General features: G+C 74.0%; 22 protein-coding genes and 1 pseudogene. 13 read left to right on the top strand and 10 right to left on the bottom strand.

Annotated elements, in window-relative coordinates; genetic code table 11:
- Positions 1-386 precede the first annotated feature (386 nt).
- The 5 genes from IF83_RS0103990 (at position 387) to IF83_RS0104010 (ending at position 6,446) form a co-directional block, all read left to right on the top strand.
- Positions 387-1,262 (top strand): L,D-transpeptidase, encoded by an 876-nt coding sequence (locus IF83_RS0103990; RefSeq protein WP_078843143.1) that lies wholly within the window; start codon positions 387-389, stop codon positions 1,260-1,262.
- Between the two features lie 236 nt (positions 1,263-1,498).
- The gene (alr, locus tag IF83_RS0103995; protein WP_030542598.1) at positions 1,499-2,641 is read left to right on the top strand and encodes an alanine racemase; all 1,143 of its coding nucleotides are present in this window, start codon (positions 1,499-1,501) and stop codon (positions 2,639-2,641) included.
- A gap of 759 nt (positions 2,642-3,400) precedes the next feature.
- A complete protein-coding gene (locus IF83_RS0104000; RefSeq protein ID WP_051722432.1) occupies positions 3,401-4,660 on the top strand; it encodes an alpha/beta hydrolase in 1,260 nt (419 codons plus the stop codon).
- Positions 4,661-5,074: 414 nt separating this feature from the next.
- Positions 5,075-5,677 carry a tRNA (adenosine(37)-N6)-threonylcarbamoyltransferase complex ATPase subunit type 1 TsaE gene (tsaE, locus tag IF83_RS0104005; RefSeq protein WP_078843144.1) on the top strand — a complete coding sequence of 201 codons (603 nt, stop codon included), beginning with the start codon at positions 5,075-5,077 and terminating at the stop codon, positions 5,675-5,677.
- 553 nt (positions 5,678-6,230) lie between these two features.
- Positions 6,231-6,446: a hypothetical protein gene (locus IF83_RS0104010; RefSeq protein ID WP_030542601.1), complete on the top strand. Its 216-nt coding sequence runs from the start codon at positions 6,231-6,233 to the stop codon at positions 6,444-6,446.
- A 510-nt stretch (positions 6,447-6,956) separates the two neighbouring features.
- Here the strand turns inward: IF83_RS0104010 and IF83_RS0104015 are convergent.
- A complete protein-coding gene (locus IF83_RS0104015; protein WP_030542602.1) occupies positions 6,957-7,565 on the bottom strand; it encodes a L,D-transpeptidase in 609 nt (202 codons plus the stop codon).
- Between the two features lie 499 nt (positions 7,566-8,064).
- Here IF83_RS0104015 and tsaB point away from each other — a divergent pair, with 499 nt between their 5' ends.
- The 4 genes and pseudogenes from tsaB (at position 8,065) to IF83_RS0104035 (ending at position 10,904) form a co-directional block, all read left to right on the top strand.
- Positions 8,065-8,751, top strand: coding sequence for a tRNA (adenosine(37)-N6)-threonylcarbamoyltransferase complex dimerization subunit type 1 TsaB (tsaB, locus tag IF83_RS0104020; RefSeq protein WP_030542603.1), 687 nt, complete (start codon positions 8,065-8,067; stop codon positions 8,749-8,751).
- Positions 8,752-8,825: 74 nt separating this feature from the next.
- Positions 8,826-9,437: pseudogene (locus IF83_RS29825) on the top strand (GNAT family N-acetyltransferase); the annotation flags it as partial.
- A 76-nt stretch (positions 9,438-9,513) separates the two neighbouring features.
- Positions 9,514-10,644 carry a tRNA (adenosine(37)-N6)-threonylcarbamoyltransferase complex transferase subunit TsaD gene (gene tsaD, locus IF83_RS0104030; RefSeq protein WP_030542605.1) on the top strand — a complete coding sequence of 377 codons (1,131 nt, stop codon included), beginning with the start codon at positions 9,514-9,516 and terminating at the stop codon, positions 10,642-10,644.
- The gene (locus IF83_RS0104035; protein ID WP_030542606.1) at positions 10,641-10,904 is read left to right on the top strand and encodes a hypothetical protein; all 264 of its coding nucleotides are present in this window, start codon (positions 10,641-10,643) and stop codon (positions 10,902-10,904) included. Before tsaD ends, IF83_RS0104035 begins: the two co-directional genes overlap by 4 nt.
- A gap of 190 nt (positions 10,905-11,094) precedes the next feature.
- Here IF83_RS0104035 and IF83_RS0104040 read toward each other — a convergent pair whose 3' ends face one another.
- Positions 11,095-11,931: a FadR/GntR family transcriptional regulator gene (locus IF83_RS0104040; RefSeq protein ID WP_078843146.1), complete on the bottom strand. Its 837-nt coding sequence runs from the start codon at positions 11,929-11,931 to the stop codon at positions 11,095-11,097.
- Positions 11,932-12,142: 211 nt separating this feature from the next.
- On the opposite strand from IF83_RS0104040, the gene IF83_RS0104045 reads away from it, so the two are divergent.
- The 4 genes from IF83_RS0104045 to IF83_RS0104060 are packed head-to-tail and all read left to right on the top strand — an operon-like array spanning position 12,143 to position 16,997.
- Complete coding sequence (locus IF83_RS0104045) at positions 12,143-13,804, top strand: L-lactate permease (RefSeq protein ID WP_030542608.1); 1,662 nt, start codon at positions 12,143-12,145, stop codon at positions 13,802-13,804.
- 21 nt (positions 13,805-13,825) lie between these two features.
- On the top strand, positions 13,826-14,635 hold the full coding sequence (locus tag IF83_RS0104050; RefSeq protein WP_078843147.1) for a (Fe-S)-binding protein: 810 nt from the start codon (positions 13,826-13,828) through the stop codon (positions 14,633-14,635).
- Positions 14,632-16,194, top strand: coding sequence for a lactate utilization protein B (locus tag IF83_RS0104055; RefSeq protein WP_030542610.1), 1,563 nt, complete (start codon positions 14,632-14,634; stop codon positions 16,192-16,194). The genes IF83_RS0104050 and IF83_RS0104055 overlap by 4 nt, the downstream gene beginning before the upstream one ends.
- Positions 16,191-16,997 carry a LutC/YkgG family protein gene (locus tag IF83_RS0104060; RefSeq protein WP_078843148.1) on the top strand — a complete coding sequence of 269 codons (807 nt, stop codon included), beginning with the start codon at positions 16,191-16,193 and terminating at the stop codon, positions 16,995-16,997. The genes IF83_RS0104055 and IF83_RS0104060 overlap by 4 nt, the downstream gene beginning before the upstream one ends.
- Positions 16,998-17,298: 301 nt before the next feature.
- On the opposite strand, the gene IF83_RS0104065 is transcribed toward IF83_RS0104060, so the two are convergent.
- The 8 genes from IF83_RS0104065 to IF83_RS0104100 form a co-directional block, all read right to left on the bottom strand.
- Positions 17,299-17,985, bottom strand: a complete 687-nt coding sequence (locus tag IF83_RS0104065; RefSeq protein ID WP_030542612.1) for a contact-dependent growth inhibition system immunity protein — start codon at positions 17,983-17,985, stop codon at positions 17,299-17,301.
- Positions 17,986-17,994: 9 nt separating this feature from the next.
- On the bottom strand, positions 17,995-18,294 hold the full coding sequence (locus tag IF83_RS0104070) for a WXG100 family type VII secretion target (protein ID WP_030542613.1): 300 nt from the start codon (positions 18,292-18,294) through the stop codon (positions 17,995-17,997).
- 48 nt (positions 18,295-18,342) lie between these two features.
- On the bottom strand, positions 18,343-18,801 hold the full coding sequence (locus IF83_RS0104075; RefSeq protein WP_244176818.1) for a WXG100 family type VII secretion target: 459 nt from the start codon (positions 18,799-18,801) through the stop codon (positions 18,343-18,345).
- Between the two features lie 16 nt (positions 18,802-18,817).
- Positions 18,818-19,117: an RNase A-like domain-containing protein gene (locus IF83_RS0104080; protein WP_030542615.1), complete on the bottom strand. Its 300-nt coding sequence runs from the start codon at positions 19,115-19,117 to the stop codon at positions 18,818-18,820.
- A 22-nt stretch (positions 19,118-19,139) separates the two neighbouring features.
- A complete protein-coding gene (locus IF83_RS0104085; RefSeq protein ID WP_030542616.1) occupies positions 19,140-19,667 on the bottom strand; it encodes a hypothetical protein in 528 nt (175 codons plus the stop codon).
- An 11-nt stretch (positions 19,668-19,678) separates the two neighbouring features.
- Entirely contained in the window at positions 19,679-21,358 is a 1,680-nt protein-coding gene (locus IF83_RS32915; protein ID WP_158710993.1) for an RNase A-like domain-containing protein, read from the bottom strand.
- A gap of 286 nt (positions 21,359-21,644) precedes the next feature.
- A complete protein-coding gene (locus tag IF83_RS0104095) occupies positions 21,645-21,884 on the bottom strand; it encodes a hypothetical protein (RefSeq protein ID WP_158710994.1) in 240 nt (79 codons plus the stop codon).
- A 127-nt stretch (positions 21,885-22,011) separates the two neighbouring features.
- Positions 22,012-23,403, bottom strand: a complete 1,392-nt coding sequence (locus tag IF83_RS0104100) for a THUMP-like domain-containing protein (RefSeq protein ID WP_051722433.1) — start codon at positions 23,401-23,403, stop codon at positions 22,012-22,014.
- Positions 23,404-23,452: the final 49 nt, after the last annotated feature.

Here is a 23,452-nt window from a genome sequence, read left to right on the forward strand (position 1 = left end):
GGAGCGGCCGACCGGCTGTACCGGCCGAAGCGGCTCGTCCGGCCGACCCGGCGGGGCCGTCCGGCACCCCGCGTCCGCTTGTTCTGCCGGCCGGGTGGGGAGCACTGGGCGGAGCCGGGCGGGCCGGGCGGCGACATGTCTCTCGGTGCGCACCTCCTCCGTCCGGTGCCGACCCCCTCCGGCGGCGAGTGCCGCCGGGCACTGGCAGGTGGGACGGCCCGGTCCGGTGAAAGTCGTGGGACAACCGGGTGGGAGGCCGGGGGCCGCCGTGTGAGGCCGGGCGGCCGGCGGGATGGTCACTCCGTTCAGATCATCTGATGAGTCGGCCGCGCGCCGGTGATCCGCCGGGCCGTGGCGGCCGCCGTGGAGAGGTACGGGGAGCCGGTATGGGTCCTGCGGCGAGAAGATACGCGCGCTGGGCGGCCGCCGCCGCGGTGCTGCTGCCGGTGGCGGGCGGCGTCGCCGCGGTGGCGGAGCAGGGGCGGCCGTCACCAGCCGACGACGGCGGCCCCCGGCACGGGCAGCAGCACGCGCGCGCCGACGACAACGCGCCGGACCCCGGGGGGCCTTCGGCCTCTCCGGCCGTCCCGGACCGTTCCACCGATCCGTCCGGGACCGTCCGGTCCGGCGACCGCACGGACGGGGCCGTCCCGCACGGCCGGGACGCAGGCCCCTGCACCGCTCCCGCCGGCCCGTACCAGCGCCTGGTGGAGAAGTTCCTGGACCTGCGCGTCGACGGCCGGCAGTCGGCGGCGGACTGCCGGGCCATCCGCGCCTGGCAGCGGCACGAGAAGCTGCGACCGGCCATCCCCGGCTACGCGGGCACGAAGACCCGGAGCCACATCCGCGTCGTCGGGGCACGCCGTGACCCCAACGCCGGGGGCCGGTGTCCAGAGGTCCGGGACCGTATCGCCTGTGTCGATCTGCCCCGCCAGCTGATGTGGGTGCAGCAGGGGCGGAAGGTGCTGATGGGACCGGTGCCGATCCGCAGCGGCAAGGACGGCCGGCCGACCCGCACCGGCTGGAACCGGATCTCCTGGCGGAACGAGAAGCATGTGTCGACGATCTACAAGACACCGATGCCGTACGCCCAGTTCTTCAACGGCGGCCAGGCGTTCCACGGGGTGCGCGACGACATCTACGACCCGGACGGGGGTTCACACGGCTGTGTGAACCTCACCCGGCCCGACGCGGAACGGCTCTGGAAGACGCTGCGCGTGGGGGACCGGGTCTACATCTGGGGCCGCCGCGCCGGGACCTGAGCCGCGCGGGCCCGGGAGCCGTTCGGTCCGGGGCCGGTGGGTCCGGCGTCTGCCGCCGGTACGCGGCGGGGGACACCGTCGTTCTCCGGCCACCCTCGGACCCGTGCCCGCCCCGGGTGGGGGCCATGGCCCGGGCCCCCACCCGGGGCCGTGCCGCCGGCCCCGCGCCCGCCGGCCCGGCGCCTGCCGTTCCCTCGGCGGGTACGTCCCGGCGGGCCGGTGAGACACTGAACCCGATGAACGAAGAGATGCGGGCCCGTGCCGAGATCGATCTCGGCGCCCTCCGGGCCAATGTCCGGGCACTGCGGGCCCGCGCGCCCCGCTCCGAGCTGATGGCCGTCGTCAAGTCGGACGCGTACGGCCACGGCGCGCTGCCGTGTGCCCGCGCGGCACGGGAGGCCGGCGCGAGCTGGCTGGCCACCGCCACGCCGCAGGAGGCGCTGGCCCTGCGCGCGGCGGGCGACACCGGCCGCCTGCTGTGCTGGCTGTGGACCCCCGGCGGCCCCTGGCGCCAGGCGATCGAGGCCGATGTCGACGTCTCGGCCGGCGCCCTGTGGGCGCTGCGCGAGGTCGCTGACGCCGCGCGCGCGTGCGGCCGTACCGCCAGGGTGCATCTCAAGGCCGACACCGGCCTGGGCCGGGGCGGCTGCCAGCCGCACGACTGGGCCGCGCTCACCGCCGCCGCCCGGTCCGCGGAGGCCGAGGGCGTGCTGAAGGTGACCGGCATCTGGTCGCACTTCGCCTGCGCCGACGAACCGGGCCACCCGTCGATCGCCCCGCAACTGGAGTCCTTCCGGGAGGCGCTGGCGGCCGCGGAGCGCGCGGGGCTGCGGCCGGAGGTGCGGCACATGGCCAACTCCCCGGCGACGCTGACGCTGCCCGAGGCCCACTTCGACCTGGTGCGGCCCGGGATCTCCGTCTACGGGATCTCGCCGAGCCCGGAGGTCGGCCAGCCGGGCGACTTCGGGCTGCGCCCGGCCATGACGCTGTCCGCACGACTGGCGAACGTCAAGCGGGTGCCGGGCGGGCACGGCGTGAGCTACGGCCACCACTATGTGACCGCCGGGGAGACGACCCTCGCCCTGGTGCCCGTCGGCTACGCGGACGGCATCCCCCGGCACGCGTCGGGCACCGGCCCGGTGCTGGTGGGCGGCAAGTGGCGGACCGTCGCGGGGCGGGTGGCGATGGACCAGTTCGTGGTGGATCTGGGCGGTGACACCGCCGAGGCGGGCGACGAGGCCGTGCTGTTCGGGCCGGGTGACGCCGGCGAGCCGACGGCCCAGGACTGGGCGCAGGCCGCCGGCACGATCGCGTACGAGATCGTCACCAGGATCGGAGCGAGAGTGCCCCGGGTGTATGCGAACGCGGAGGACGGATAGGGGGCGCGCGGGCCCGGCGCGGGGGTGCGCCGGCGGCAGGCGCGGTGGCGCGGAAGGTGCGCCGGCGGCAGGTGCTGTCGCGGTGCTCCCGGCCCGGTGGCCGACGCTCGCCGGGCCGCGCGGTGCCGCCGCCGGAGCCCTCTCGGCGGGCCCTGCGGCCGTCCGCCGCACGCCGGGCCGGGGGCGATGCGGGCGCCTGTGCCGTTCGCCGGCCCGGGCCGGCGTCGGACGCTCGCCCGCCGGACGCCCGCCGGGTGGCCTGCCGGTTCCGCCGGCCGGCCCGGCGGCCCGCTCGTCGGACTCCTGCCAGGGGCCCCGCCGAGCGGGCCGGGAACTGAGAACGCACCCGGCGGTGTTGTCAGTACAGGACCCGCGAGGACCACGGATCCCGCCAAGCCCCACGGAACCCGCGGAGCCCGCGAACCTCACGGAGCCCACGGAACGCGCCCCCCGCCCGGCGGCCGGGCCCGTATCGTCGCTGCGCGTACGGCGCCCGGGCCCTCGGCCGTCGCGGCGCGATGCGGCGGCCTGCCGGGCGCGGGTCGTGCGGCACGGGCCGACGGCACCGCACGGCGCGGGGACGGCACCGGGACGAGACCGGGACGGCATCGGGCCGGCACCGTACGTCGGCCCGCCCCGTATCCGGGGCATACGGCCGCTGTGACGGGCGAGCCGGTGAAGAGGTGGACGGCGGAGGCCGGTCGGCGGGACGCCGGCGGGCCTCCGGGCGAGGGACGGACGACGAGGAGCGGCACGACGATGGCTGAGATCCCTGCCGGTGAGCCGGCGGCCGGTGCGGTGCAGGCCGCCGCGGCGGCCGCCGCGGCCGCGAGCGGTCATGCCGGTCCCGCCGGTCACGGCGGTCACCGGAGCCGCGTGGGCCTGGCGGGCACGGCACTGGGCGTCGTGGCGGCCACCGCCGCGGCCGGTGTCGCGATCGAACGGCTGACCGTTCACCGCGGGATGCGCCGCAAGGCCCGGCTCGCCCTCGACACCGCCGGCCCGTACGGCACGCTGCGCGGCACCCCCGGTGAGGCCGTGGCCGATGACGGCACGGTGCTCCACTACGAGGTCCACGAGGCGGAGGCCGAGCCGGTGGCCCACCGCCGCCGCAGGCTCTTCGGGCGGCGCGGACCCGGGCCGCTCACGGTGGTGTTCTGCCACGGCTACTGCCTGAACCAGGACTCCTTCCACTTCCAGCGCGCGGCGCTGAACGGTGTGGTGCGCATGGTCCACTGGGACCAGCGCAGCCACGGCCGCTCGCAGCGCGGCATGGCGCAGGCGGACGGCGTCCCGGTCACCATCGACCAGCTCGGGCGCGATCTGCGGGCCGTGCTCGACGCCGCCGTACCGCAGGGCCCGGTGGTGCTCGTCGGCCACTCGATGGGAGGTATGACGCTGATGGCGCTGGCCGCCCACTACCCGGAGTACGTGCGGGAGCGGGTCGCGGGCGCCGCCTTCGTCGGCACGTCGGCGGGCGGGCTCGGCGAGGTCAACTTCGGGCTGCCGGTGGCCGGGGTGAACGCGGTGCGGCGGGTGCTGCCCGGGGTGCTCCGGGCGCTGGGCTCGCGCGTGGACCTGGTGGAGCGGAGCCGCCGGGCGACAGCCGACCTGTTCACCGGGATCGTCAAGCGGTACTCCTTCGGTTCACGGCATGTGGACCCGGCGGTGGCCCGTTTCGCCGAGCGGATGATCGAGTCGACACCGATCGACGTGGTCGCGGAGTTCTACCCGGCGTTCCAGGAGCACGACAAGGCGGACGCGCTGGCGGTCTTCGCGGGCCTGCCCGTCCTGGTGCTGAGCGGTGACCGGGACCTGGTCACACCCGCCTCGCACAGCCAGGCGATCGCCGAGGCGCTGCCGGACGCCGAACTGGTGCTCGTCCCCGACGCGGGCCATCTGGTGATGCTCGAACACCCGGAGACGGTGAACGACCGGCTGGCCGAACTGATCGCCCGCGCCGGCGCGAAGCACGGGCCGCCGCGGAAGCGGCGGCCGCACCGCCCGGTCTGCGGCTAGCGCCGGGGCCGGGAAGGCGGGCCGGGAAGCAGCGCAAGGCGGAACGTCGTCCGCGTGCCGGATGCGCGTGGACGAGCGGCAACGTGCCTGCGCCCCCGGACGGAGGCCGGACGAGTGCCGTGCCGGGCTTGCGAACCGGTGCGTCTTCCCGGCCGCAGCACTGGCCACCGGTCCGCGGCGCCCGGGCCGGTCGCCCGGCCCGCGCGGCTCGCCCCGTTCCGCGCGGGTCGGCACGGCACGGCGCCGCCCGCCCGTGCCCGGCGGCGTCCCGGCCGCGCGGCTCGTACCATCGGCCGCAGTGCCCTTCCCGGCCCGACGGGGCGGTTCCCCCGGCTCTCCGCCGCATCGGGGCCCGGGAGGAGCGGGACGCCTCCCTCCCGTCCGACGGCGGGACGGGACCACGCAAGGAGAGAGATGGAAGCCCCGTACGACACGAGCCGCGCCCAGAGCACGGCCACCGGCGCGGACACCGTCACCCCCGCGGACCCCGACGCCGCCGCACAGGTGCGGCTGACCGTCCGCACCCCCGACGCGATGCGCGAACTCGGCCGCCGCCTCGCCCGGCTGCTGCGCCCCGGTGATCTCGTCCTCCTCACCGGGCAGTTGGGCGCCGGCAAGACGACGCTGACGCGCGGCCTGGGCGAGGGCCTCGACGTGCGCGGCGCGGTCACTTCCCCGACGTTCGTCATCGCCCGCGTCCACCCGCCGCTCGGCGCGGGCCCGGCCCTGGTCCATGTGGACGCGTACCGGCTGAGCGGTGGCCTGGACGAGATGGAGGACCTCGACCTGGACGTGTCGCTGCCGGAGTCGGTGGTCGTCGTGGAGTGGGGCGAGGGCCGGATGGAGGAGCTGTCGGAGGACCGGCTGCACGTGGTGATCGGACGCGCCGAGGGCGCCGACGGCCCGAGCCTCGACGAGGCCGTGGCCGGGGACGACGTACGGCGGGTCGCCGTGACGGGCGTCGGCCCCCGCTGGGCCGGCACGGACCTCTCGTCCCTCACCGGCCTGCCCGGCTGACCGGGCCGCCCGCGCACGGCCGCCCGGGCCGCCGGGCCCCCCGGCCACCCGGCCCGTCCGTCCGTCCGGGCCACCCGACCATGCGGCTGTCGGAGCGGTTGGCCCGGGCGTCGGGGGCACCACGGGCGGTGCGGGCCGGACGCACGGTAACGGGGCGCGGCAGCGATGTGCCGGCGGTGCGAGCGGTACGGCCGGAAAGGCCTCCCCGCGCCGGGGGCGGGCCGTTGCCCCCGGCGCGGCGGCGCCACGGAGCGGACGGGGCCCGTGCGCCTGGTGTGCCGCCATCGCATCCCCTCCGGCTGCCGGACCGGAGTCCCCGGGGGCGGCAGGGACCGCAAGGACAGGGGCCGGGGCAGGGGGGAGCAAAGGGCGCGAGGGGCGGAGGAGGCCGGAGGCGACCGGCTCCGGGGAACTCCGGTGAACGTTCCGACACCGTGTCGGCAAGATGTTGCGCGGTCGGTGCCGGGCGTGGTGACATGGGAGAGCAGCGACGGGTTAGGTAAACCTAACCCACACCCGCACCCTTCGTACCGGAAACACCTCGGGAGGCACCGTGCAGCGCCATGACCCCGCCGCCGACGCGGCGGAACCCGGCACCCGTCCCGGGGAAGAGCCGCCGTCGGTGAGCCGGCTGCTCGCCGCCGGCGCGGCGGCCACGGCCGTCTCCACTCCGCCGTCGGGGGCGGAGGAGAACCGCGCCGGGGAGGCCGGCAGCACTCAGGACGGCCCCGGCGATCCGGGCGCGCCCACCACGCGTCAAGCCGCCTGACACGGATTACGCCCTCGCCCTTTTCTTCGACAGCGGGCAGGGAGCGAACGGGGCCGCGGCTCCGGACGCGGCCCCGGACGGCGGCCGGCGAGGCCCGGGCGGCGGCCGGCGAGGCCCGGACACCGGACCGGTTCGCCCGCCGGGTACGGCGCGATAACCGGGCGGCGGCATCACACCGTCGGACACGGGCCCGAGGCCTGGCGCTGTCGTACCCCTGCCCCATCCCATCCGTGGGCAGCGGCGGCCCGGGCCGAACGGCTATCCGGATTGAACAGTGCCGGGGATCGAACGCCGGCCCGGACCTAACGCCGGCCCGGACGGAGTTGCCCGAGGAGCCGTCCGCCCCGGTCGTCGGCCAGGTGGAGCGGATGAGGAGCGCCACGGGCCCCGAGCGGGACACCGAGACGCCGGCCCGGACGGAACGACGGCGCGAGCCGAACGGCAGCCGGACCGAACAGTGCCCGGGATCAAACGCCGGCCCGGACGGAACGAAGGCCCCGGCCCAACCGCTCAGGGAACCACGACGACCTTCGTGCCGACCGGTGCGAACTTCCACATCGCCGCGCCGTCCTTGCGCGGAGCCCGTATCCCGCCGGTCTTCCGCTCCGCGCCCGGATCCGGCTTCGAGCCGTCCACCGCGGCGCTGAAGCCGATGACCACACCCTCGGCCGTCGTGAACACCACCGAGTGCTCGATCGGCACCCCGTCCGATCCGGCGACGCTCTCTGCGCGGGACACCACCGCGTACTCGCCCGGCTCCGGGCTCACGGCGCTGGGCCAGACCTCATAGGTCCGGGTCGGCTGCTCGTCCTCGCCGACCAGCCACACGCGCTTCGCGCTCAGCGAGTAGACGACGCGCAGCCCGGTACCGGAGTCCGCGGGCACGGGCGGCTGCTTGTCGGCCGTCTCCCCGCTCTCCGGTCCGGCGTCCTTGCCGGAGCCGGAGCCGGAGCCGGAGCCGGCGCCGGGCTCGGGTGAGGACGAGGCGGCGGCGCGGTCCTTGGGGACGGCCGGCCGGTCGGAGGCGCTGGCGGCAGCCTGGTAGGTCAGGAATCCGACCGCGGCGAGAGCCGCCGCGGTCAGCCCGGCCACGATCTTCCCCGAGCTGCTCACTGCCACCCCTGCGACCACCTTTTCGTACCGTCGTACGTGCGTGTGCCTGACGTTAGCACCGCCGCACCCCCGCCCCGCGCCCGCGCCGGAGCCCTGCCCCGCCCGCGCCGGAGCCGTGCCCACGGCCTGAGCCCCAGCCCCGCCGGTCGCCCCGCGCCGGAGCCCCGCCCGGTGCCCGGGCCCCGGCACTGCCAGGGCCCGCGCCGGAGCCATCTCCTCGGCCCGGGAGTCCCAGCCCCGGCCCGCGGTCGCCCCGCGCCGGAACCCCGCCCCGTGCCTGAGCCCGGCCCGCCCGCGCAACTGCGCCGCATCCGGCCCCTCCCCCCTCCCGGCCCGCGCCCGCGCCTCGCTTCGGCTACTGCGCCGCACCCGGCCCCTCCCCCTCCCGGCCCGCGCACGCGCCTCGCTTCGGCTCTCGAACGGTGGACCGGGCGGCCCGGTGTCCCGGGTGGGGCAGGGCCCCGGGCCGGGCCGGGCCCCGTGCGGAGCGCCGTAGGCTGTACCCGTGCTGCTGCTCGCTCTTGACACCGCGACCCCCGCCGTCACCGTCGCCCTGCACGACGGTGAGCGCGTCCTCGCCGAGGCGTCCCGCGTGGACGCCCGGCGCCACGGGGAGCTGCTGATCCCCGCCGTGGACCGCGTGCTCGCCGAGGCCGGGGTGAAGCTGCCCTCGGTGACCGGCATCGTCGTCGGGGCCGGCCCGGGCCCGTACACCGGGCTGCGCGTCGGCCTGGTCACGGCCGCCGCCTTCGGCGCCGCGACCGGCGCCCCGGTGTACGGACTGTGCACCCTTGACGGCATCGCGTACGCCGCCGGGGCGGCAGGGCTGGAGGGGCCGTTCACCGTGGCCACCGACGCCCGCCGCAAAGAGGTCTACTGGGCCCGCTACGCCGACCCCCGCACCCGCCTCACCGCACCCGCCGTGGACCGCCCCGCCGAGATCGCGGAGCAGGTCGCGGACGGGCCGGCGGTCGGCGCGGGCGCGCTGCTCTACCCGGACGTCTTCCGCGACGTGCCGGAGGGCATGCCCGAGCACCAGTCGGCGGCCGCGCTGGCCGCTCTCGCCGCCGAGCGGCTGGCGGCCGGGGACGCGGAGTTCCTGGCGAGCGCCGAGGAGCCGGTCCGGCCGCTCTATCTGCGCCGCCCGGACGCGCAGGTGCCGGCCCACTACAAGGTGGTCACACCACGGTGACCGACGCGGCGACCACCGGAGCCACCGGCGGAACGGCGGCCGAGCCCGCGCCGCCCGCCGTCGTCCTGCGCGAGATGCGCTGGTGGGACATCCCCGCCGTGCTCGCCCTGGAGCGCGAGATGTTCCCGGAGGACGCCTGGACGGAGGGCATGTTCTGGTCGGAGCTCGCGCATGCCCGCGGCCGGGCGTCCTCCCGCCACTACGCCGTCGCCGAGGAGACCGGCCGGAACGGGCGGAACGGCGAGAACGGGCGGAACGGCGAGCCCGGTACGGCCGTCGGCCGGATCGTCGGCTACGGCGGCCTCGCGGCCTCCGGCGGCACCGGCGACGTGCAGACCATCGCCGTCACCCGCACCCACTGGGGTACCGGTCTCGGCGCCCGCCTGCTGTCGGAACTGCTCGCCGCCGCCTCGGCGTTCGAATGCGACGAGGTGCTCCTGGAAGTCCGCGTCGACAACACCCGCGCGCAGCGTCTCTACGAACGCTTCGGTTTCCAGCCCATCGGCATCCGCCGCGGCTACTACCAGCCGGGAAACGTGGACGCCCTGGTGATGCGCCGCACGGCACCGGGCCCCGCCGCCGATGCCGCCCACGACCTGCCGCTCACGGAGGCCGGGGACCCCGCCGCGGCCCACACCCCCGCCGCGGCCCACACCCCCGAGCCCGACGCCGTGCCCACCGCCGGCCACGCCACCACCGAAGACACCACCGAACCCCCAGCCGCCCCGGCAGCGGACCCAGACGAACAGGGAACGACCATCCATGGCTGACGAGCCCCTTGTCCTCGGCATCGAGACCTCCTGCGACGAGACCGGCGTCGGCATCGTCCGCGGCCACACCCTCCTCGCCGACGCCGTCGCCTCCAGCGTCGACGAGCACGCCCGCTTCGGCGGGGTCGTGCCGGAGGTCGCCAGCCGCGCCCATCTGGAGGCGATGGTTCCGACGATCGAGCGCGCGCTGAAGGAGGCCGGGGTCGCGCCCGGCGACCTCGACGGGATCGCCGTCACGGCCGGCCCCGGTCTGGCGGGTGCCCTGCTGGTCGGCGTCTCGGCTGCCAAGGCGTACGCGTACGCCCTCGGCAAGCCGCTGTACGGGGTCAACCACCTCGCCTCGCACATCGCCGTGGACCAGCTGGAGCACGGCGCGCTGCCCGAGCCGACGATGGCCCTGCTCGTCTCCGGCGGCCATTCCTCCCTGCTGCTCGCCCCGGACATCACCAGCGACGTCCGGCCGCTCGGCTCGACCATCGACGACGCGGCGGGCGAGGCGTTCGACAAGGTCGCCCGGGTGCTGAACCTCGGCTTCCCCGGCGGCCCCGTCATCGACCGCGTGGCGCGCGACGGCGACCCGGACGCCATCGCCTTCCCGCGCGGCCTGACCGGCCCCCGTGACGCCGCCTACGACTTCTCCTTCTCCGGGCTCAAGACGGCCGTCGCCCGCTGGATCGAGGCCAAGCGGAACGCGGGCGAGGAGGTGCCGGTGGCGGATGTGTCGGCGTCCTTCCAGGAGGCGGTCGCCGACGTCCTCACCCGCAAGGCCGTCCGGGCCTGCCGGGACAACGGCGTCGACCACCTCATGATCGGCGGCGGTGTCGCGGCCAACTCCCGGCTGCGCGCCCTGGCCGCGCGCCGCTGCGAGGACGCGGGCATCACGCTGCGTGTGCCGCGGCCGAAGCTCTGCACCGACAACGGGGCGATGGTCGCCGCGCTGGGGGCCGAGATGGTCGCCCGGGGCCGGGCGGCCTCGGCCTGGGACCTCTCCGCGGACTCCTCGCTCCCGGTCACGGAACCGCACGTGCCGGGCGAGGCGCCCGCGGAAGCGGAGCACGGCCACAGCCACAGCCACAGCCACGATCACGTCCACGAGCTGAGCAAGGGGAATCTGTACTCATGACCGTGGCCCTGATGTGGGAGGCCCGCGCCGCCGAGGGCCGCGCCGCGGAGCTGCTGGCCTGGGTGCGGGAGCAGCGGCTCGACGGCGAGCGGGCGCCGCTGCGCCGCGAGACCTTCGCGGCGTCCGGCGAGCGGGTGCTGGTGATCACTTGGTGGGACGCCCCGCTGGACGCCGCTGTTCCCGAACTCCCCGACCCCAGACCGGAGTTGGCCGCCCGTCCGGTACACCGCTGGCGCTTCGAGTCCCTCGGCGTCAGCTGAGTCGGCCCGCGCGCCCCGGCGCGAGAAGGGGCGGGCGTCCGGCGCCGTGGGCCTGGCGGTCCGCGCCGTACCGCCCCGCGCCCCGGTCTCGTCCGGCTGCGGTGCCGGGCCGCCGTACCAACCCGGCCCGGCGCGGTACGCAGCGCCTCGCCCCGGCGCGTGGAGCGCCGCGGCGCCCCGGCCGCGCGCCTCAGCGCCGTCCGGTCCCGGTCCCGCTCGGCACGCCGCCGGTCCCGCTCCCGTTACCGCCGCTGTCGCTGTCGCTGTCGCTGTCGCCGCCGCTCAGGTCGGAGTCGTCCAGCTTCCCCCGCATGACGTCACCGTGGAAGCCGCGGATATGGGCCTCCACGAGATCACCGGCGCGCTCCGGATCCCCGGCGGCGATCGCGTCGTAGATGGCCCGGTGCTCGCCGCGCAGCCGCCGCGCCACCGCGTCCCAGTCCTCGAGCTTGTTGAACGCCTTGAGCAGGACGTGCCGGAAGGCGTTGCGCACGGCGACGGTCATGTCCGTCATCAGCCGGTTGCCGCCGGCCTCGGCGATGGCGACGTGGAAGGCGGTGTCGTGGTCGTTGAAGCGCTCCCGGGGCAGCCCGGGCTGGTCCATCGCGTCCAGCTCGGCCCGCATCCGCGTGAGGTGCTCGACGGTGGCGCGCCGGGCGGCGAGGCGGGCGCTGGCGCGTTCGAGCGTGGCGCGTGATTCGACGACGTCGTCGAGCGGGAAGTTCGCCAGGGCCATGTGCAGCCGGAGGAGCTGGGTGAGCCCTTCGCTGGGCATGGCCGCGATCACGCTGCCGGAGGACGGCCCCGTGCCGACCCGGGCGCGCAGCACGCCGTGGGCCTCCAGGACGCGCAGCGCCTCGCGGACGGCCGCGCGGCTGACGCCCAGCAGGTCGACGAGCTCCCGCTCCGGGGGCAGCCGGTCCCCGACCCGCAGATTGCCCGCGAGGATCTGCTCCTCGATGCGGGCCAGCACGAGCTCGAAGGTGCGGGAACGCGGCACCGGCTCCCAGGCCGCGGCGTCAGGCATAGAACGCTTCTTCCCTTTCGGAGGGCCGTCGTTGGCTGTCGTGGGACGGGGCGGATCCCGTCGCCCCCACCGGCGAGCATACGTGAGGTCAAGGAGGTGAAAGGTCTGACCATAAAAATTGTGATGGTCGAACCTATGGACACCTCGCGATCGGCTGCATAGCGTGTGCGCGCCCCATCCGTATGGTCTGACCAAACCCTCAGAGGACCGTATGTACCAGCCTGACCTCTCTCCCATCGCGGACAGCCTCGGCCTGTCCGCCCTCGTGGCGGCCCTTCCCCTGCTCACTCTCTTCGTCCTGCTCGGCGGCCTGAAGATGAAGGCGCACTGGGCGGGCCTGGCCTCGCTCGGCGTGGCCCTCCTCGTAGCCGTCGCGGGCTACGGCATGGCCCCCGGCCTCGCCTTCCTCTCGGCGACCCAGGGCGCTGCCTTCGGCCTCTTCCCCATCATGTGGATCGTGCTGACCGCGATCTGGGTCTACCAGCTCACCGTGGTCAGCGGCCGGTTCGAGGATCTCCGCCGGGCCTTCGGCCTGATCAGCGACGACCCCCGGATACAGGCGATCATCATCGCCTTCTGCTTCGGCGGTCTGCTGGAGGCCCTCGCCGGCTTCGGCGCGCCCGTCGCGATCACCGGTGTGATGCTGATGGCCCTGGGCTTCTCCCCGGTCCGCGCGGCGATCACCGTGCTGGTGGCCAACACCGCGCCGGTCGCCTTCGGCGCGATCGCCATCCCGATCATCACCGCCGGTGAACTCACCAAGATCCCCTACACCGAGATCGGCGCCTACGTGGGCCGGCAGACCCCGCTGCTCGCCCTCTTCGTGCCGCTGCTGCTGGTGGCGCTCGTCGACGGCAAGCGCGGTATGCGGCAGACCTGGCCCGCGGCCCTCGTCTCCGGTGCCGCCTTCGGCCTCGCCCAGTTCGTCAGCGCCAACTACATCTCCGTCGAGCTCACCGACATCGTCGCCTCGCTCGTCGGCCTCGCCGCGCTGGTCGTCTTCCTCCGCGTCTGGAAGCCGCAGGGCGGCCAGGACGCCAAGGCGGCGCTGAAGCTCGCCACCGAGAAGGAGCTCGGCAAGGAGGCCGCCGCGGCGCAGGAGACCGCGAACGCCACCACGGACCGCCGCGAGGGCTCCATCCTCATGGCCTTCGTGCCCTACCTGATCATCATCGCGATCTTCTCGATGGCCAAGCTGTGGACGCCGTTCAAGGAGTTCCTGGCCTCGACGGACGTGAAGATCCCCTGGCCCGGCCTGGACGGCAACATCCTCAACGCCGCGGGCGACGTGGTCGGCAGCACCGTCTACACCCTGCCCTGGCTGTCCTCCCCGGGCACCCTGCTGCTGATCTCCGGTGTGCTGGTCGCGCTCGTCTACAAGGTCAACCCGGTCATCTCCGCGCGGGAGTTCGGCTCCACCGTCTTCAATCTGCGCTGGGCCCTGCTCACCGTCGCCTCGGTGCTCGCCCTCGCCTACGTCCTCAACATGTCCGGGCAGACCATCACCATGGGCACCTGGATCGCCGGAACCGGCGCGGCCTTCGCCTTCCTGTCCCCGATCCTGGGCTGGCTCGGCGTGGCGGTCACCGGCTCCGACACCTCGGCCAACGCCCTGTTCGCCACCCTCCAGCAGGCGGCCGCCGCCAAGGCGGGCATCGACCCGACCCTGCTCGTCGCCGCCAACACCTCCGGCGGCGTGGTCGGCAAGATGATCAGCCCGCAGAACCTCACCATCGCCGCCACGGCGGTCGGCCTGGTCGGCAAGGAGTCCCAGCTCTTCCGCGGCGCCATCAAGTGGAGCCTCGGACTGCTGCTGGCCATGTGCGTCCTGGTCTACCTCCAGTCCAACGTGCTGGCCTGGATGCTGCCGTAACGGCGGACGGAGAATCCCCTCATGCGCATCGCCCTGTTCATCACCTGCTTCAACGACACCCTCTTCCCGGCCACCGGCCGGGCGATGGTGACGTTGCTGGAGCGGCTCGGCTGCACGGTGGAGTTCCCACCGGAGCAGACCTGCTGCGGCCAGATGCACTTCAACACCGGCTACCAGCGGGACTGTATTCCGCTCGTCCGCTCCTTCGGCGAGGTCTTCGCCGGCTACGACGCCGTCGTGACCCCGTCCGGCTCCTGCGCCGGCATGGTGCGCGAGAACCACGGCCGGGTCGCCGAGATCTCCGGCGACCCGGGGCTGGCCGCCTCCGTGGCGGCCGCGCCGAAGGTGTACGAGCTGTCCGAGTTCCTGGTGGACGTACTGAAGGTCACCGATGTCGGGGCGTACTTTCCCCACCGGGTCACCTACCACCCCACCTGCCACTCCCTGCGCATGCTCCGGGTCGGCGACAAGCCGCTCCGACTGCTGCGCGCGGTCCGCGGGATCGACCTGGTGGAACTGCCCGAGGCCGATCAGTGCTGCGGCTTCGGCGGAACGTTCGCGCTGAAGAACGCGGACACCTCGGTCGCCATGTGCTCCGACAAGGTCCGCCATGTGCGGAGCACGGGCGCCGAGGTCCTCTGCGCGGGGGACAACTCCTGCCTCATGCACATCGCCGGTGCGCTGTCCCGGCAGCGCACCGGCGTGCGCACCCTGCACCTGGCGGAGATCCTGGCCAGTACGGAGGCGGACCCGGCACCCGGGAAGCCGGCCGCCGCCGGCCCGGCACACCGCGGAACGGCGTCCGGTACGGCGAAGGGGGCGAAGCGATGAGCGGCGGAACCTTCGTCGGCATGCCGGCCTTCCCCGAGGGGGCCGCGACCGCACTCGGCGACACCCAGCTGCGCCGCAATCTCGCGCACGCCACCGGCACCATCCGGGACAAGCGGGCGGCGGTCGTCGGCGAACTCGGCGACTGGGAGGAGCTGCGCGAGGCCGGCCGCGCCGTCAAGGAGCACACGCTGCGCCATCTCGACCGCTATCTCCTCCAGTTGGAGGAGAAGGTCACCGCGGCCGGCGGCGTGGTGCACTGGGCCCGGGACGGCGACGAGGCCAACCGCATCGTCACCGAACTGGTCCGGGCCACCGGCGAGACCGAGGTCGTCAAGGTCAAGTCGATGGTCACCCAGGAGATCGGGCTCAACGAGGCCCTGGCCGAGGCCGGGATCGCCGCGTACGAGACGGACCTCGCCGAGCTGATCGTCCAGCTCGGCGACGACCTCCCCTCGCACATCCTCGTCCCGGCCATCCACCGCAACCGCTCGGAGATCCGCGAGACCTTCCTCCGCTCCATGGGCGACTACGGCACCCCGGCCCCGGACGGCCTCACCGACGAGCCCCGCGATCTGGCGGGCGCCGCCCGCCGCCATCTGCGGGAGAAGTTCCTCCGGGCCAAGGTCGGCATCTCCGGCGCCAACTTCCTCGTCGCCGAGACCGGCACCGCCGTGGTCGTCGAGTCCGAGGGCAACGGGCGGATGTGCCTCACCCTCCCCGAGACCCTGATCTCCGTCGTCGGCATCGAGAAGCTGGTGCCGACCTGGCAGGACCTGGAGGTCTTCTTCCAGCTCCTGCCCCGCTCCTCCACCGGGGAGCGGATGAACCCCTACACCTCCACCTGGACCGGCACCGCCGACGGCGACGGTCCGAGCACCTTCCACCTGGTGCTCCTCGACGGCGGGCGCACCGACGTCCTCACCGACGAGATCGGCCGCCAGGCCCTCAACTGCATCCGCTGCTCGGCCTGTCTGAACGTCTGCCCGGTCTACGAGCGGGTCGGCGGCCACGCCTACGGCTCGGTCTACCCGGGCCCGATCGGCGCGATCCTCGGCCCGCAGCTCCGCGGCATCCAGTCGGACGTGGACAAGTCCCTGCCCTACGCCTCCACGCTCTGCGGTGCCTGCTATGACGTCTGCCCGGTGAAGATCAACATCCCGGAGGTGCTGGTCCATCTGCGGGCCAGGGTCGCCGACGGGCCACCGGGCGGCGACGCGCCCCGCCGGGCCGCCGGGAGCGGCGGCGGCCCGGCCGGGGACGCGGACGGCGAGCGGGGTGCGAGCGGGGGCGGTAAGGGAGACACAGGCGGCCGGCGCGGCGCGTTCTCCGAACGCATGGCGATGAAGGCCGCCCGCTGGGTGCTCTCCGACGCCCGCCGGCTGGCCGCCGCACAGCGGCTCGGCTCCCTCGGCGGACGGCTGCTCGCCGGACGGGGCCACACGCCCCCGGGGAGGATCGGCCGGCTGCCCGGACCGCTGTCCGCCTGGAGCGACGCCCGCGACACCCCGGCCCCGCCACAGGAATCGTTCCGCGCCTGGTGGAAGAGGACCCACGGATGACCACCCCCGACACCCCCGGACCCACCCCCGCACCGGGCTCGCCCGCGCCGGGCTCCGGTGCGCCGTCCTCCGGCGCACCGGCCTCCCGCCCCCCGGCGGACGGGCGCGACGCCCGCAACGACGAGGCCCGCGCGGCGATCCTGGGCCGCGTCCGCCGCGCGCTGTCCGACGTACCCGGAGCCTCCGGACCGGGCCCGGTGCCGGCGGCCGTCCCGGTGGAACGCGCTTACTCCCAGGCCGGCCCCGAGGCCCCCGGCTCCCCCGAGGCGCTGCGGCTCCTCGAAGACCGTCTCGTCGACTACAAGGCGACGGTAAGGACGGTCGCGGACGACGCGGTGGCGGGCGCCATCGCCGAGTCCCTGGCCGCGCGGGGCGCCGCCCGGGTCGTCCTGCCCGAGGGCTTCCCGGAGCACTGGTACCCGGAGCTGCCCCCCGGCTCGGTCCCGGGCCTCGCGCCCCGTCTGCTCCCGGACGGCGACCCGCCGCTGACCGTGGCGGAACTCGACGCGGTGGACGGGGTGGTGACCACGGCGGTCACCGCCATCGCCGCCACGGGCACCCTCGTCCTCGACGGCGGCCCAGGCCAGGGTCGGCGCGCGCTGACCCTGGTGCCGGACCACCACCTGTGCGTGATCCGCGCGGACCAGGTGGTGGCCTCCGTACCGGAGGGAATGGCGCGGCTCGACCCGGCCCGCCCGCTCACCTTCGTCTCGGGCCCGTCGGCCACCAGCGACATCGAACTCCGGCGCGTCGAGGGCGTCCACGGCCCGCGCACCCTGGAGGTCCTGCTGGTGACCGGCTGACCGAGTGACCGGCCGAGGGCTGACGGCCCTGGAACCGGCCGCCTCCACGCCTCCTCCCCGACCGGGGCAGGGCGTCGGGGACCCCGCGCGCACAGCGTCCCGATACCCGCGCCCACCGGGACCGGCCCGACTTCTGCCGCACGGAAGCCGGGCCGGTCCGCCTTTTCCGTTACGGAGACGGGGTGCCCCGCACCCAAGCCGCAACCGGTGCGGGATGCCCCGGTGTTCGTCCGGCGCGGTGCCGCAGGGCGATCCCCGGGTGACCGTGTGCGGTGGCCGGCGTGCCGGTCAGGTGTGTCGGTTACTCCGGAGTTGTCCCCGTCGCGGACTCGGGTGTCCCACCCCCGAGCCGGGCCGCGAGTGACGCGAGCCAGCCGCCGGGGGAGTACGGGGCCGGGGGATCGACCTCCATGCCCAGCTCGGCCACCGCCAGCGCGTAGTCGGACTCCTCCAGGTCGAGGGCCAGCAGTTCGGCCAGCTCCCCGGCGAGGCGTGCGGTGACGGCCGGGTCCGTGCCCGCGAGATAGTCGTCGAAGGCGGCACCGTGACCGCCGAACTCGTCCGGCATGTCCTGGGAGAACCACCCGCCGAGGAACTGGCCCAGCTCGGGGAAGCGGGCGTGCCACTCCCAGTGTGTCTCGGGGACGGCCACGGGCGGCGGCACGTCGCCCACGTCGACGCTCCGTGCGAGGTGGTCGGCGACCAGGAGCAACCAGTCCTGGATCTCCGCCTCGGCGAGCCCGGGATCCGGTACCGGGTAGAACTCGCCGAGCCGCAGCCGGAGCCGGCCGGGAGGGTTCCGGGCGTACTCGCGGAGCTGCCGCTCGGCGGTGGCCACGGCCCACGGCCGGGTGTGCCAGGTGTGGCGGAGATACGCGGTGAGGGCGGTGCTGCGGTGTTCCGGCGAGTCGTCGGCGGCCCGGCCGAGGTAGGCACGGATGACCTGGTCCAACTCGCCGTAGCGGCGATCGTGTTCGAGCGGTTTCATCGCCTGGCGTCAGCCTCTCCAGCCGCGGAGCACGGCTTGGTGCGCGGCGCTGTAGTTGATGTGTCCGGTGGTCACGACCTCGTGCAGCCAGCGCTGGGCGCCCTCCAGGTCCTGCAGGGACCGGTCCCAGCGGTCGAGGCTGTCCACGAACATGTCACGGGCCTCGCCCTCCCAGCTCAGCACCACCTCCTCGGTCCGCTCGTACAGGGACTCCAAGCCGCGGTTGAGATCCTTGAGGATGCCCTCCAGCTCGGAGGAGACGGAACGGAGCGTGGCGAAGCCGACCTCGATGTGGTCGTCACCGGACATGTGGCCCCCTGGGGTGGTCGGTCTGCTCTGGTCTGGTCTCGTCTGATCTCAGAGATCGAGGATGGCGCTCCGTGCGGCCGGCGGCGTGTCCCCCGGGCTGCCGTCCCCGCCGCCCTCCATCAACTCCTCCGCCCGGCCCGGCACATCCACGGACGCCTGCACCTGCCGGAAGCGCTGCATGACCTCCAGTTCCTGCTCGGTGAAGCCGTCCCGGCTGAGCCGGACGGCCTCTTCGAGCAGGGCGAGGGACTGGCCGATCCGGACCAGGTCCTCGGAGACGCCGGTCTGCAGGTCCTGGTAGGCGCGTGCCGCCCCGCTCCGCCAGCCGGCCCCGACGGAGTCGATGAGCTCGCCCATGCGGCGCGCCTGCCGCTCCAGGTGGCGCTGCATCGCGTCGAGGTCGTTCGCGAGACGGGTCAGCTTCTGCCCGGAGGCATTCAGCCTCTGGCCGCTGCCGTTGCTGCTGCCGGTGTCGTCGCCGTTGCCGTTGCCGTTGCCGGTGGTCACGGTGCTCCGTCCGCCGCTACAGGTAGATCGGGAAGGTGGACCGCACGGTGAAGCCGTGCGGCTGTGAAGGGTCCCGCTTGAGCACGACCCGCGCGGCCCGCACATCCACGGGGCCGCGCCCGGCGAACAGCATCGCCTGCAGCAGGACCCGCCCGACGGGCTCGGGGCGGGACGGCCAGGCGGCCTCGATGACGAGCCGCTGCCGGGTGCCCTGCGCCAGCCAGCGGTGGATCACCTGTTCGTTGCGGGTGACCACTTGCTGGGTGCACCACTGGGCGGTATCCCGGTCGGGATAGGTCGCGGATCGCGTCAGCACGGCCTTGCCCTCCTTTCGTGGGCTAATCCTGTTCGAAGCGCCAGGCGACGAGAATGCGGGACGATGAAATGGCCACCAGTGCCACATCCAGCAGGGACGAAGTCATCGCGCTGAAATGGAACGTACGGCTCAGTAGACTTTCCTCATCTCCGTCTTCGGCGTGGCCATGGTTCGTCAGGTACAGGTCGTCCTCCGAAAAATCCCGCAGCAACTGCTGAATGCAGTCATCCCGTCGGTTGTCCGGAGTGAACGCCGACGCGTCCAAGCCGCCGAGCAAGGAACCCACTGCGATGATCTTCAGCAGGTCGGCCGCTCCGAGCCGTGAAATCTTCCATAGGTTCCCGTGCAACGTCGTGCCGGATACGCTGCTGATCTCCGCCGGAGGGCGCCGGGTTTCCCGGTCCGGTGGGGTACTGGAATCGGGGGCCAGCGCGGTGACGATGTCCGTTGCCCAATCCCGTTCCATGCGCGGCAACAGGGTGAGGTAAGTGAAACGTGGATCGAAGAGATCGAGCGCGCAACTCGGCAGGCTAAATTCCTTCTGTTGCATACGTGGCGGCCTTACGGAAGAGCGGGCATGGAAGTGTAGACGACAAAGGGCGGATCGATACCGTTCTTGTACTTGAGTACAACCTTCACGCTGTGGGTATCCCTGGCGTGGGCCGTCTCCGGATCATCGGTGGTGACTGTTCTTCCCGTCGCGTAGTCGAACTCGACCGCATCCAAAGGCAGGATGGAGTTGTCCTGCCGTGGCCGCGACAGCCATTTCTCGATCTTTTCGGGGTTGTTGACTCCTCGGTTGGCCTCCCCCTGGGTGCTGGGGTCGCCGGCATCAGGACCTATGTGATCCATGGCGTCTTGAGTGGCCCGTTGGGCAACGGCCAGGTTGTCGAAGGCCGATGATGCCGCAATTCCCTCCTGGTCGCGCAGGCGCTGGGCCAGTTGCTCGTCCGTCTTGCCGACGTGCTTGTCGATGACGTGGCTGTTGTGGATCCCTTCCTGGTTGGCGAGGTCCACCGCATAGAAGTGATTCTCTTTGTCTCCGTCGGGGATGGTGTAGTGGTGTTCCGTTCGGAACTCCCGCAATGAGCGTGCGCCGAACCCCTGGGCCCGTGCCGCCTCGGCGTTGAAGGTCGGAGCGCTCAGGTACGCCTCGTCCAACTCGGGCAGGCAGCCGCGAAGCAGCTCTGCCGCTTCGTCGCACGAGGCGTGGTAGGCGTCGATGGCCGCGTTGGCGGTGGCCGTGTCCATGTGGGAACGGAAGGTCATCACGATCTCGCCGAAGGCCATGGTCGAACCCAGCCGGGTCAGCTCCCAGAAGTCGAGGTTCACAGTGAGGTCCTTCACCGTGGCCCGGGCTGCCTGCTTGCCCAGCTCCGTGGTGATCCCCCGCACCGTGACGATCGCCGCGGCCACGGCGTCGCATGCCTTCTGGACGGTCTCGGCGGTCTTCTTGAGCACCTCGATGACCGGCCGCCGCTGTGCCGGGGAGACCGCCTTGTTGGTCCGCCAGTCCCGTCCGTCACCATCCCGGACCGGCTCGTTGGCCTCGTTCCGCTTCTGTCCCCAGGCGGTGGTGCCCCAGATGGACTGGCAGAAGGCGTTCATCGCCTCCTGCCACTCGTTGTTGCGGCCGTCGGTGATCCCGCCGACGGTCTTCGCGAAGCCGTCCGCCGCCTTCTCGGCGGCCCGGCCCGCCGCGCCCCAGGCCGCGCCGACGCTCTTGAGTTCGTCCTCCTTCGCGCCCGGAGTGATTTCGTGCATCCGCCCCAGCCGCAGCCCGTGCTCGATCGCCGGGCGGATGACATCGGCCAGGAAGTCCGGGATCTCGCCGAGGATCCCGGCGATCTCCCAGTCGGAGTCCTCGCCCGTGCCGGTCCACCGGAGACCGGACACCGGCCCGTAGGACGGCTCCTTCTCGATGACCCAGGGCGGGTCACGGCGTGGTGGCGGCCCGTGCATCCTGGCATTGCTGAACCACTCCGCCGCCGCGTAGTTGTTGGCCGTCTCGGTGAGACCCACGGCCGTGCCACCGACGCTGACGACGCTCTTTCCCCACACCTCCAGGAACCGCGTCGCCACCTTCTCGTAGGCCGCCGCGAAGTTGTCCGCGCCCGAACCGGCGCCGGCCGACTGGCGGTATGGATCGAGGGTGTCGACGAGGATGGTGGCGTTCTTGTCGTGAGCGAACTGTCCGTCCCTGAGCAGGGCGGAGGTGAGGTACAGATGAGACGGCTTCACGTCGAAGCCCTGTCCCGCGTCGGGCGGCGGGGTCCTGAGCGATTCCCGCTCCTCCCGGCGCTGCCGGTCGCTCGGCCGCGGCCCCCGGCCCGCCCCCGTCACCGGCCGGCCGCCGTTCCCGACCGTTCAGCTGCGCTGATCACAGCGCCAACTCCCCTCCCCCGTTGACCCGTTGATCCGTTCACGCGTCTCCGCGACTGTAGCAACGTGCGTCGTCACACGGCGTGCGGGTTCCTCCGGGTGCCGCGCGGCCCGGGCGGCCGCACGCCGGTTCGGCGGAGTCGGCTCAGCGGAGGCGGCCGACCGCCCAGAAGGCGGACACCAGCACTCCGGTGAACCACGCGGCCATCTCGACGGCCCGGCCCGCGAGCGACTGGTCCAGCAGTCCTTCGGAGACCGCCCGCCCGGCCATGCCGAAAGCCCCGGTGCACACGACGCAGACCACTGCCACGATCGTGATGTCGGCGATCTGGTCGTCCCGCTCGTCCTTGCGGCCCATTCCCGGCTCTCCGTCCCCGTGCGCCATACACCCGTGTGTCCGTACATCCGTACGGTGTCGGGATTCAACACGGGAGGGATTCATCCCATTCCACCCGTCTCGCCCATTGGACGGAGGAGCGTCTCACCAGGGGCGGAGCCCTGGCCGACCCGTCTCAGCGGGGCGCCGGACGGCCGATCAGCATCACCGGGGCCCCGGCCACGCGGGTGAGGAAGACCGTGGCCGCGTTGGGGCCTTTGGGCTTGACCCGCTTGCGCAGTTCCTCGGGTTCGACCGCCGAGCCGCGCTTCTTGACCGTCAGCGTGCCGACCTCGCGTTCGCGCAGCAGAGCCTTGAGCCGTTTGAGGTTGAAGGGGAGGGTGTCGGTGATCTCGTAGGCCGTCGCATACGGGGTGGGCGTCAGGGCGTCCGCCGTGATGTAGGCGATGGTCGGGTCGATCAGGCGGCCGCCCTCCAGTTCCGCCGCCACGTCCGCCACCAGGTGGGCCCGGATCACGGCGCCGTCCGGCTCGTAGAGGTAGCGGCCCACCGGCCCCGGCTCCGGGTCGGGCAGGCCGGCGCCCAGCAGGGACGCGCCGGACGGCAGCAGGGTCGCGCGCCGGGCACCCGGCGCGAGCGGCGTGCCGGTGCCGGCGGGGATGCCGCTGCCGGTACGGGTGTTGACGCCGTCCGCGATGCCGGAGCCGGTGGCGGGGGAGGCGCCGGCGCCGTTACCGGAGCCGGTGGTGACCGGGCTGCCGGCGCCGGTGCGGACGCCGGGGGTGCCGGCGCCCGTGCCGAACCAGAGCACCGCCTCCTTCACGTCCCCGCCGTCGGAGATCCACTCCGCCTCCGCGTCCTCCGGCACCGCCTCGTGCGGCACGCCCGGCGCGATCTTCAGCGCCGCGTACGGCGCCCCGCGCGCCGCTCCGATGGCCCAGGAGAGCGGCGGCGAGTACGCCTCGGGGTCGAACACCCGGCCGCGTCCGCCGCGCCGCGCGGGATCCACGAACACCGCGTCGTACGGGCCCGTGTCCACCTCCGTCACCTCCGCCCGGCGCACCTCGATCAGCCCGCCCAGCCCCAGCGCCTCGGCATTGGCCCGGGCGACCGCGCACGTCAGCGGGTCGCGGTCGACCGCCAGCACCGACATCCCCGCCCGCGCCAGGGCGATCGCGTCCCCGCCGATGCCGCAGCACAGGTCCGCCACCCGCCGTACGCCGAGCGCGGCGAGGCGGCGCGCGCGGTACGTGGCGACGGACGTGCGGGTCGCCTGCTCGACGCCGTTCGGCGTGAAGAACATCCGGTACGCGTCCCCCGCGCCGAACTTCGCCACCGCCCGCTGCCGCAGCCGTGCCTGGCCCAGCGCGGCCGACACCAGTTCGGCCGGGTGTTCGCGGCGCAGCCGGGTGGCGGTCGCCAGTTCCCGCGCCGGGTCGTGGTCGCGCAGTTCGCCGAGCAGGGCCCGCCCCTCGCCGGTGAGCAACGCCGAGAAGGCGGAGACGGCGGGGTCGGCGGAGCCGGGGGAGTCGGTGGCGGGGTCGTTCACCTGCTCATTGTGGGCCATACGGGGGGCGGGGACCGGCGGACGGGGCACCGGAGTTGCGCCGGGTGGA

The sequence above is a fragment of the Streptomyces albus subsp. albus genome (genome assembly GCF_000719865.1).
Taxonomy (GTDB): domain Bacteria; phylum Actinomycetota; class Actinomycetes; order Streptomycetales; family Streptomycetaceae; genus Streptomyces; species Streptomyces albus_E.

Bases quoted from the DNA above. Each gene is read 5' to 3' on its own strand.
- IF83_RS0104100 (WP_051722433.1), bottom strand. From the start codon at position 23,403: ATGGCCCACAATGAGCAGGTGAACGACCCCGCCACCGACTCCCCCGGC.
- alr (WP_030542598.1), top strand. From the start codon at position 1,499: ATGAACGAAGAGATGCGGGCCCGTGCCGAGATCGATCTCGGCGCCCTC.
- IF83_RS0104095 (WP_158710994.1), bottom strand. From the start codon at position 21,884: ATGGCGCACGGGGACGGAGAGCCGGGAATGGGCCGCAAGGACGAGCGG.
- IF83_RS0104000 (WP_051722432.1), top strand. From the start codon at position 3,401: ATGGCTGAGATCCCTGCCGGTGAGCCGGCGGCCGGTGCGGTGCAGGCC.
- IF83_RS0104045 (WP_030542608.1), top strand. From the start codon at position 12,143: ATGTACCAGCCTGACCTCTCTCCCATCGCGGACAGCCTCGGCCTGTCC.
- IF83_RS0103990 (WP_078843143.1), top strand. From the start codon at position 387: ATGGGTCCTGCGGCGAGAAGATACGCGCGCTGGGCGGCCGCCGCCGCG.
- IF83_RS0104065 (WP_030542612.1), bottom strand. From the start codon at position 17,985: ATGAAACCGCTCGAACACGATCGCCGCTACGGCGAGTTGGACCAGGTC.
- tsaD (WP_030542605.1), top strand. From the start codon at position 9,514: ATGGCTGACGAGCCCCTTGTCCTCGGCATCGAGACCTCCTGCGACGAG.
- IF83_RS0104035 (WP_030542606.1), top strand. From the start codon at position 10,641: ATGACCGTGGCCCTGATGTGGGAGGCCCGCGCCGCCGAGGGCCGCGCC.
- IF83_RS0104070 (WP_030542613.1), bottom strand. From the start codon at position 18,294: ATGTCCGGTGACGACCACATCGAGGTCGGCTTCGCCACGCTCCGTTCC.
- IF83_RS0104055 (WP_030542610.1), top strand. From the start codon at position 14,632: ATGAGCGGCGGAACCTTCGTCGGCATGCCGGCCTTCCCCGAGGGGGCC.
- IF83_RS0104085 (WP_030542616.1), bottom strand. From the start codon at position 19,667: ATGCAACAGAAGGAATTTAGCCTGCCGAGTTGCGCGCTCGATCTCTTC.
- IF83_RS0104050 (WP_078843147.1), top strand. From the start codon at position 13,826: ATGCGCATCGCCCTGTTCATCACCTGCTTCAACGACACCCTCTTCCCG.
- IF83_RS0104040 (WP_078843146.1), bottom strand. From the start codon at position 11,931: ATGCCTGACGCCGCGGCCTGGGAGCCGGTGCCGCGTTCCCGCACCTTC.
- tsaE (WP_078843144.1), top strand. From the start codon at position 5,075: ATGGAAGCCCCGTACGACACGAGCCGCGCCCAGAGCACGGCCACCGGC.
- IF83_RS0104060 (WP_078843148.1), top strand. From the start codon at position 16,191: ATGACCACCCCCGACACCCCCGGACCCACCCCCGCACCGGGCTCGCCC.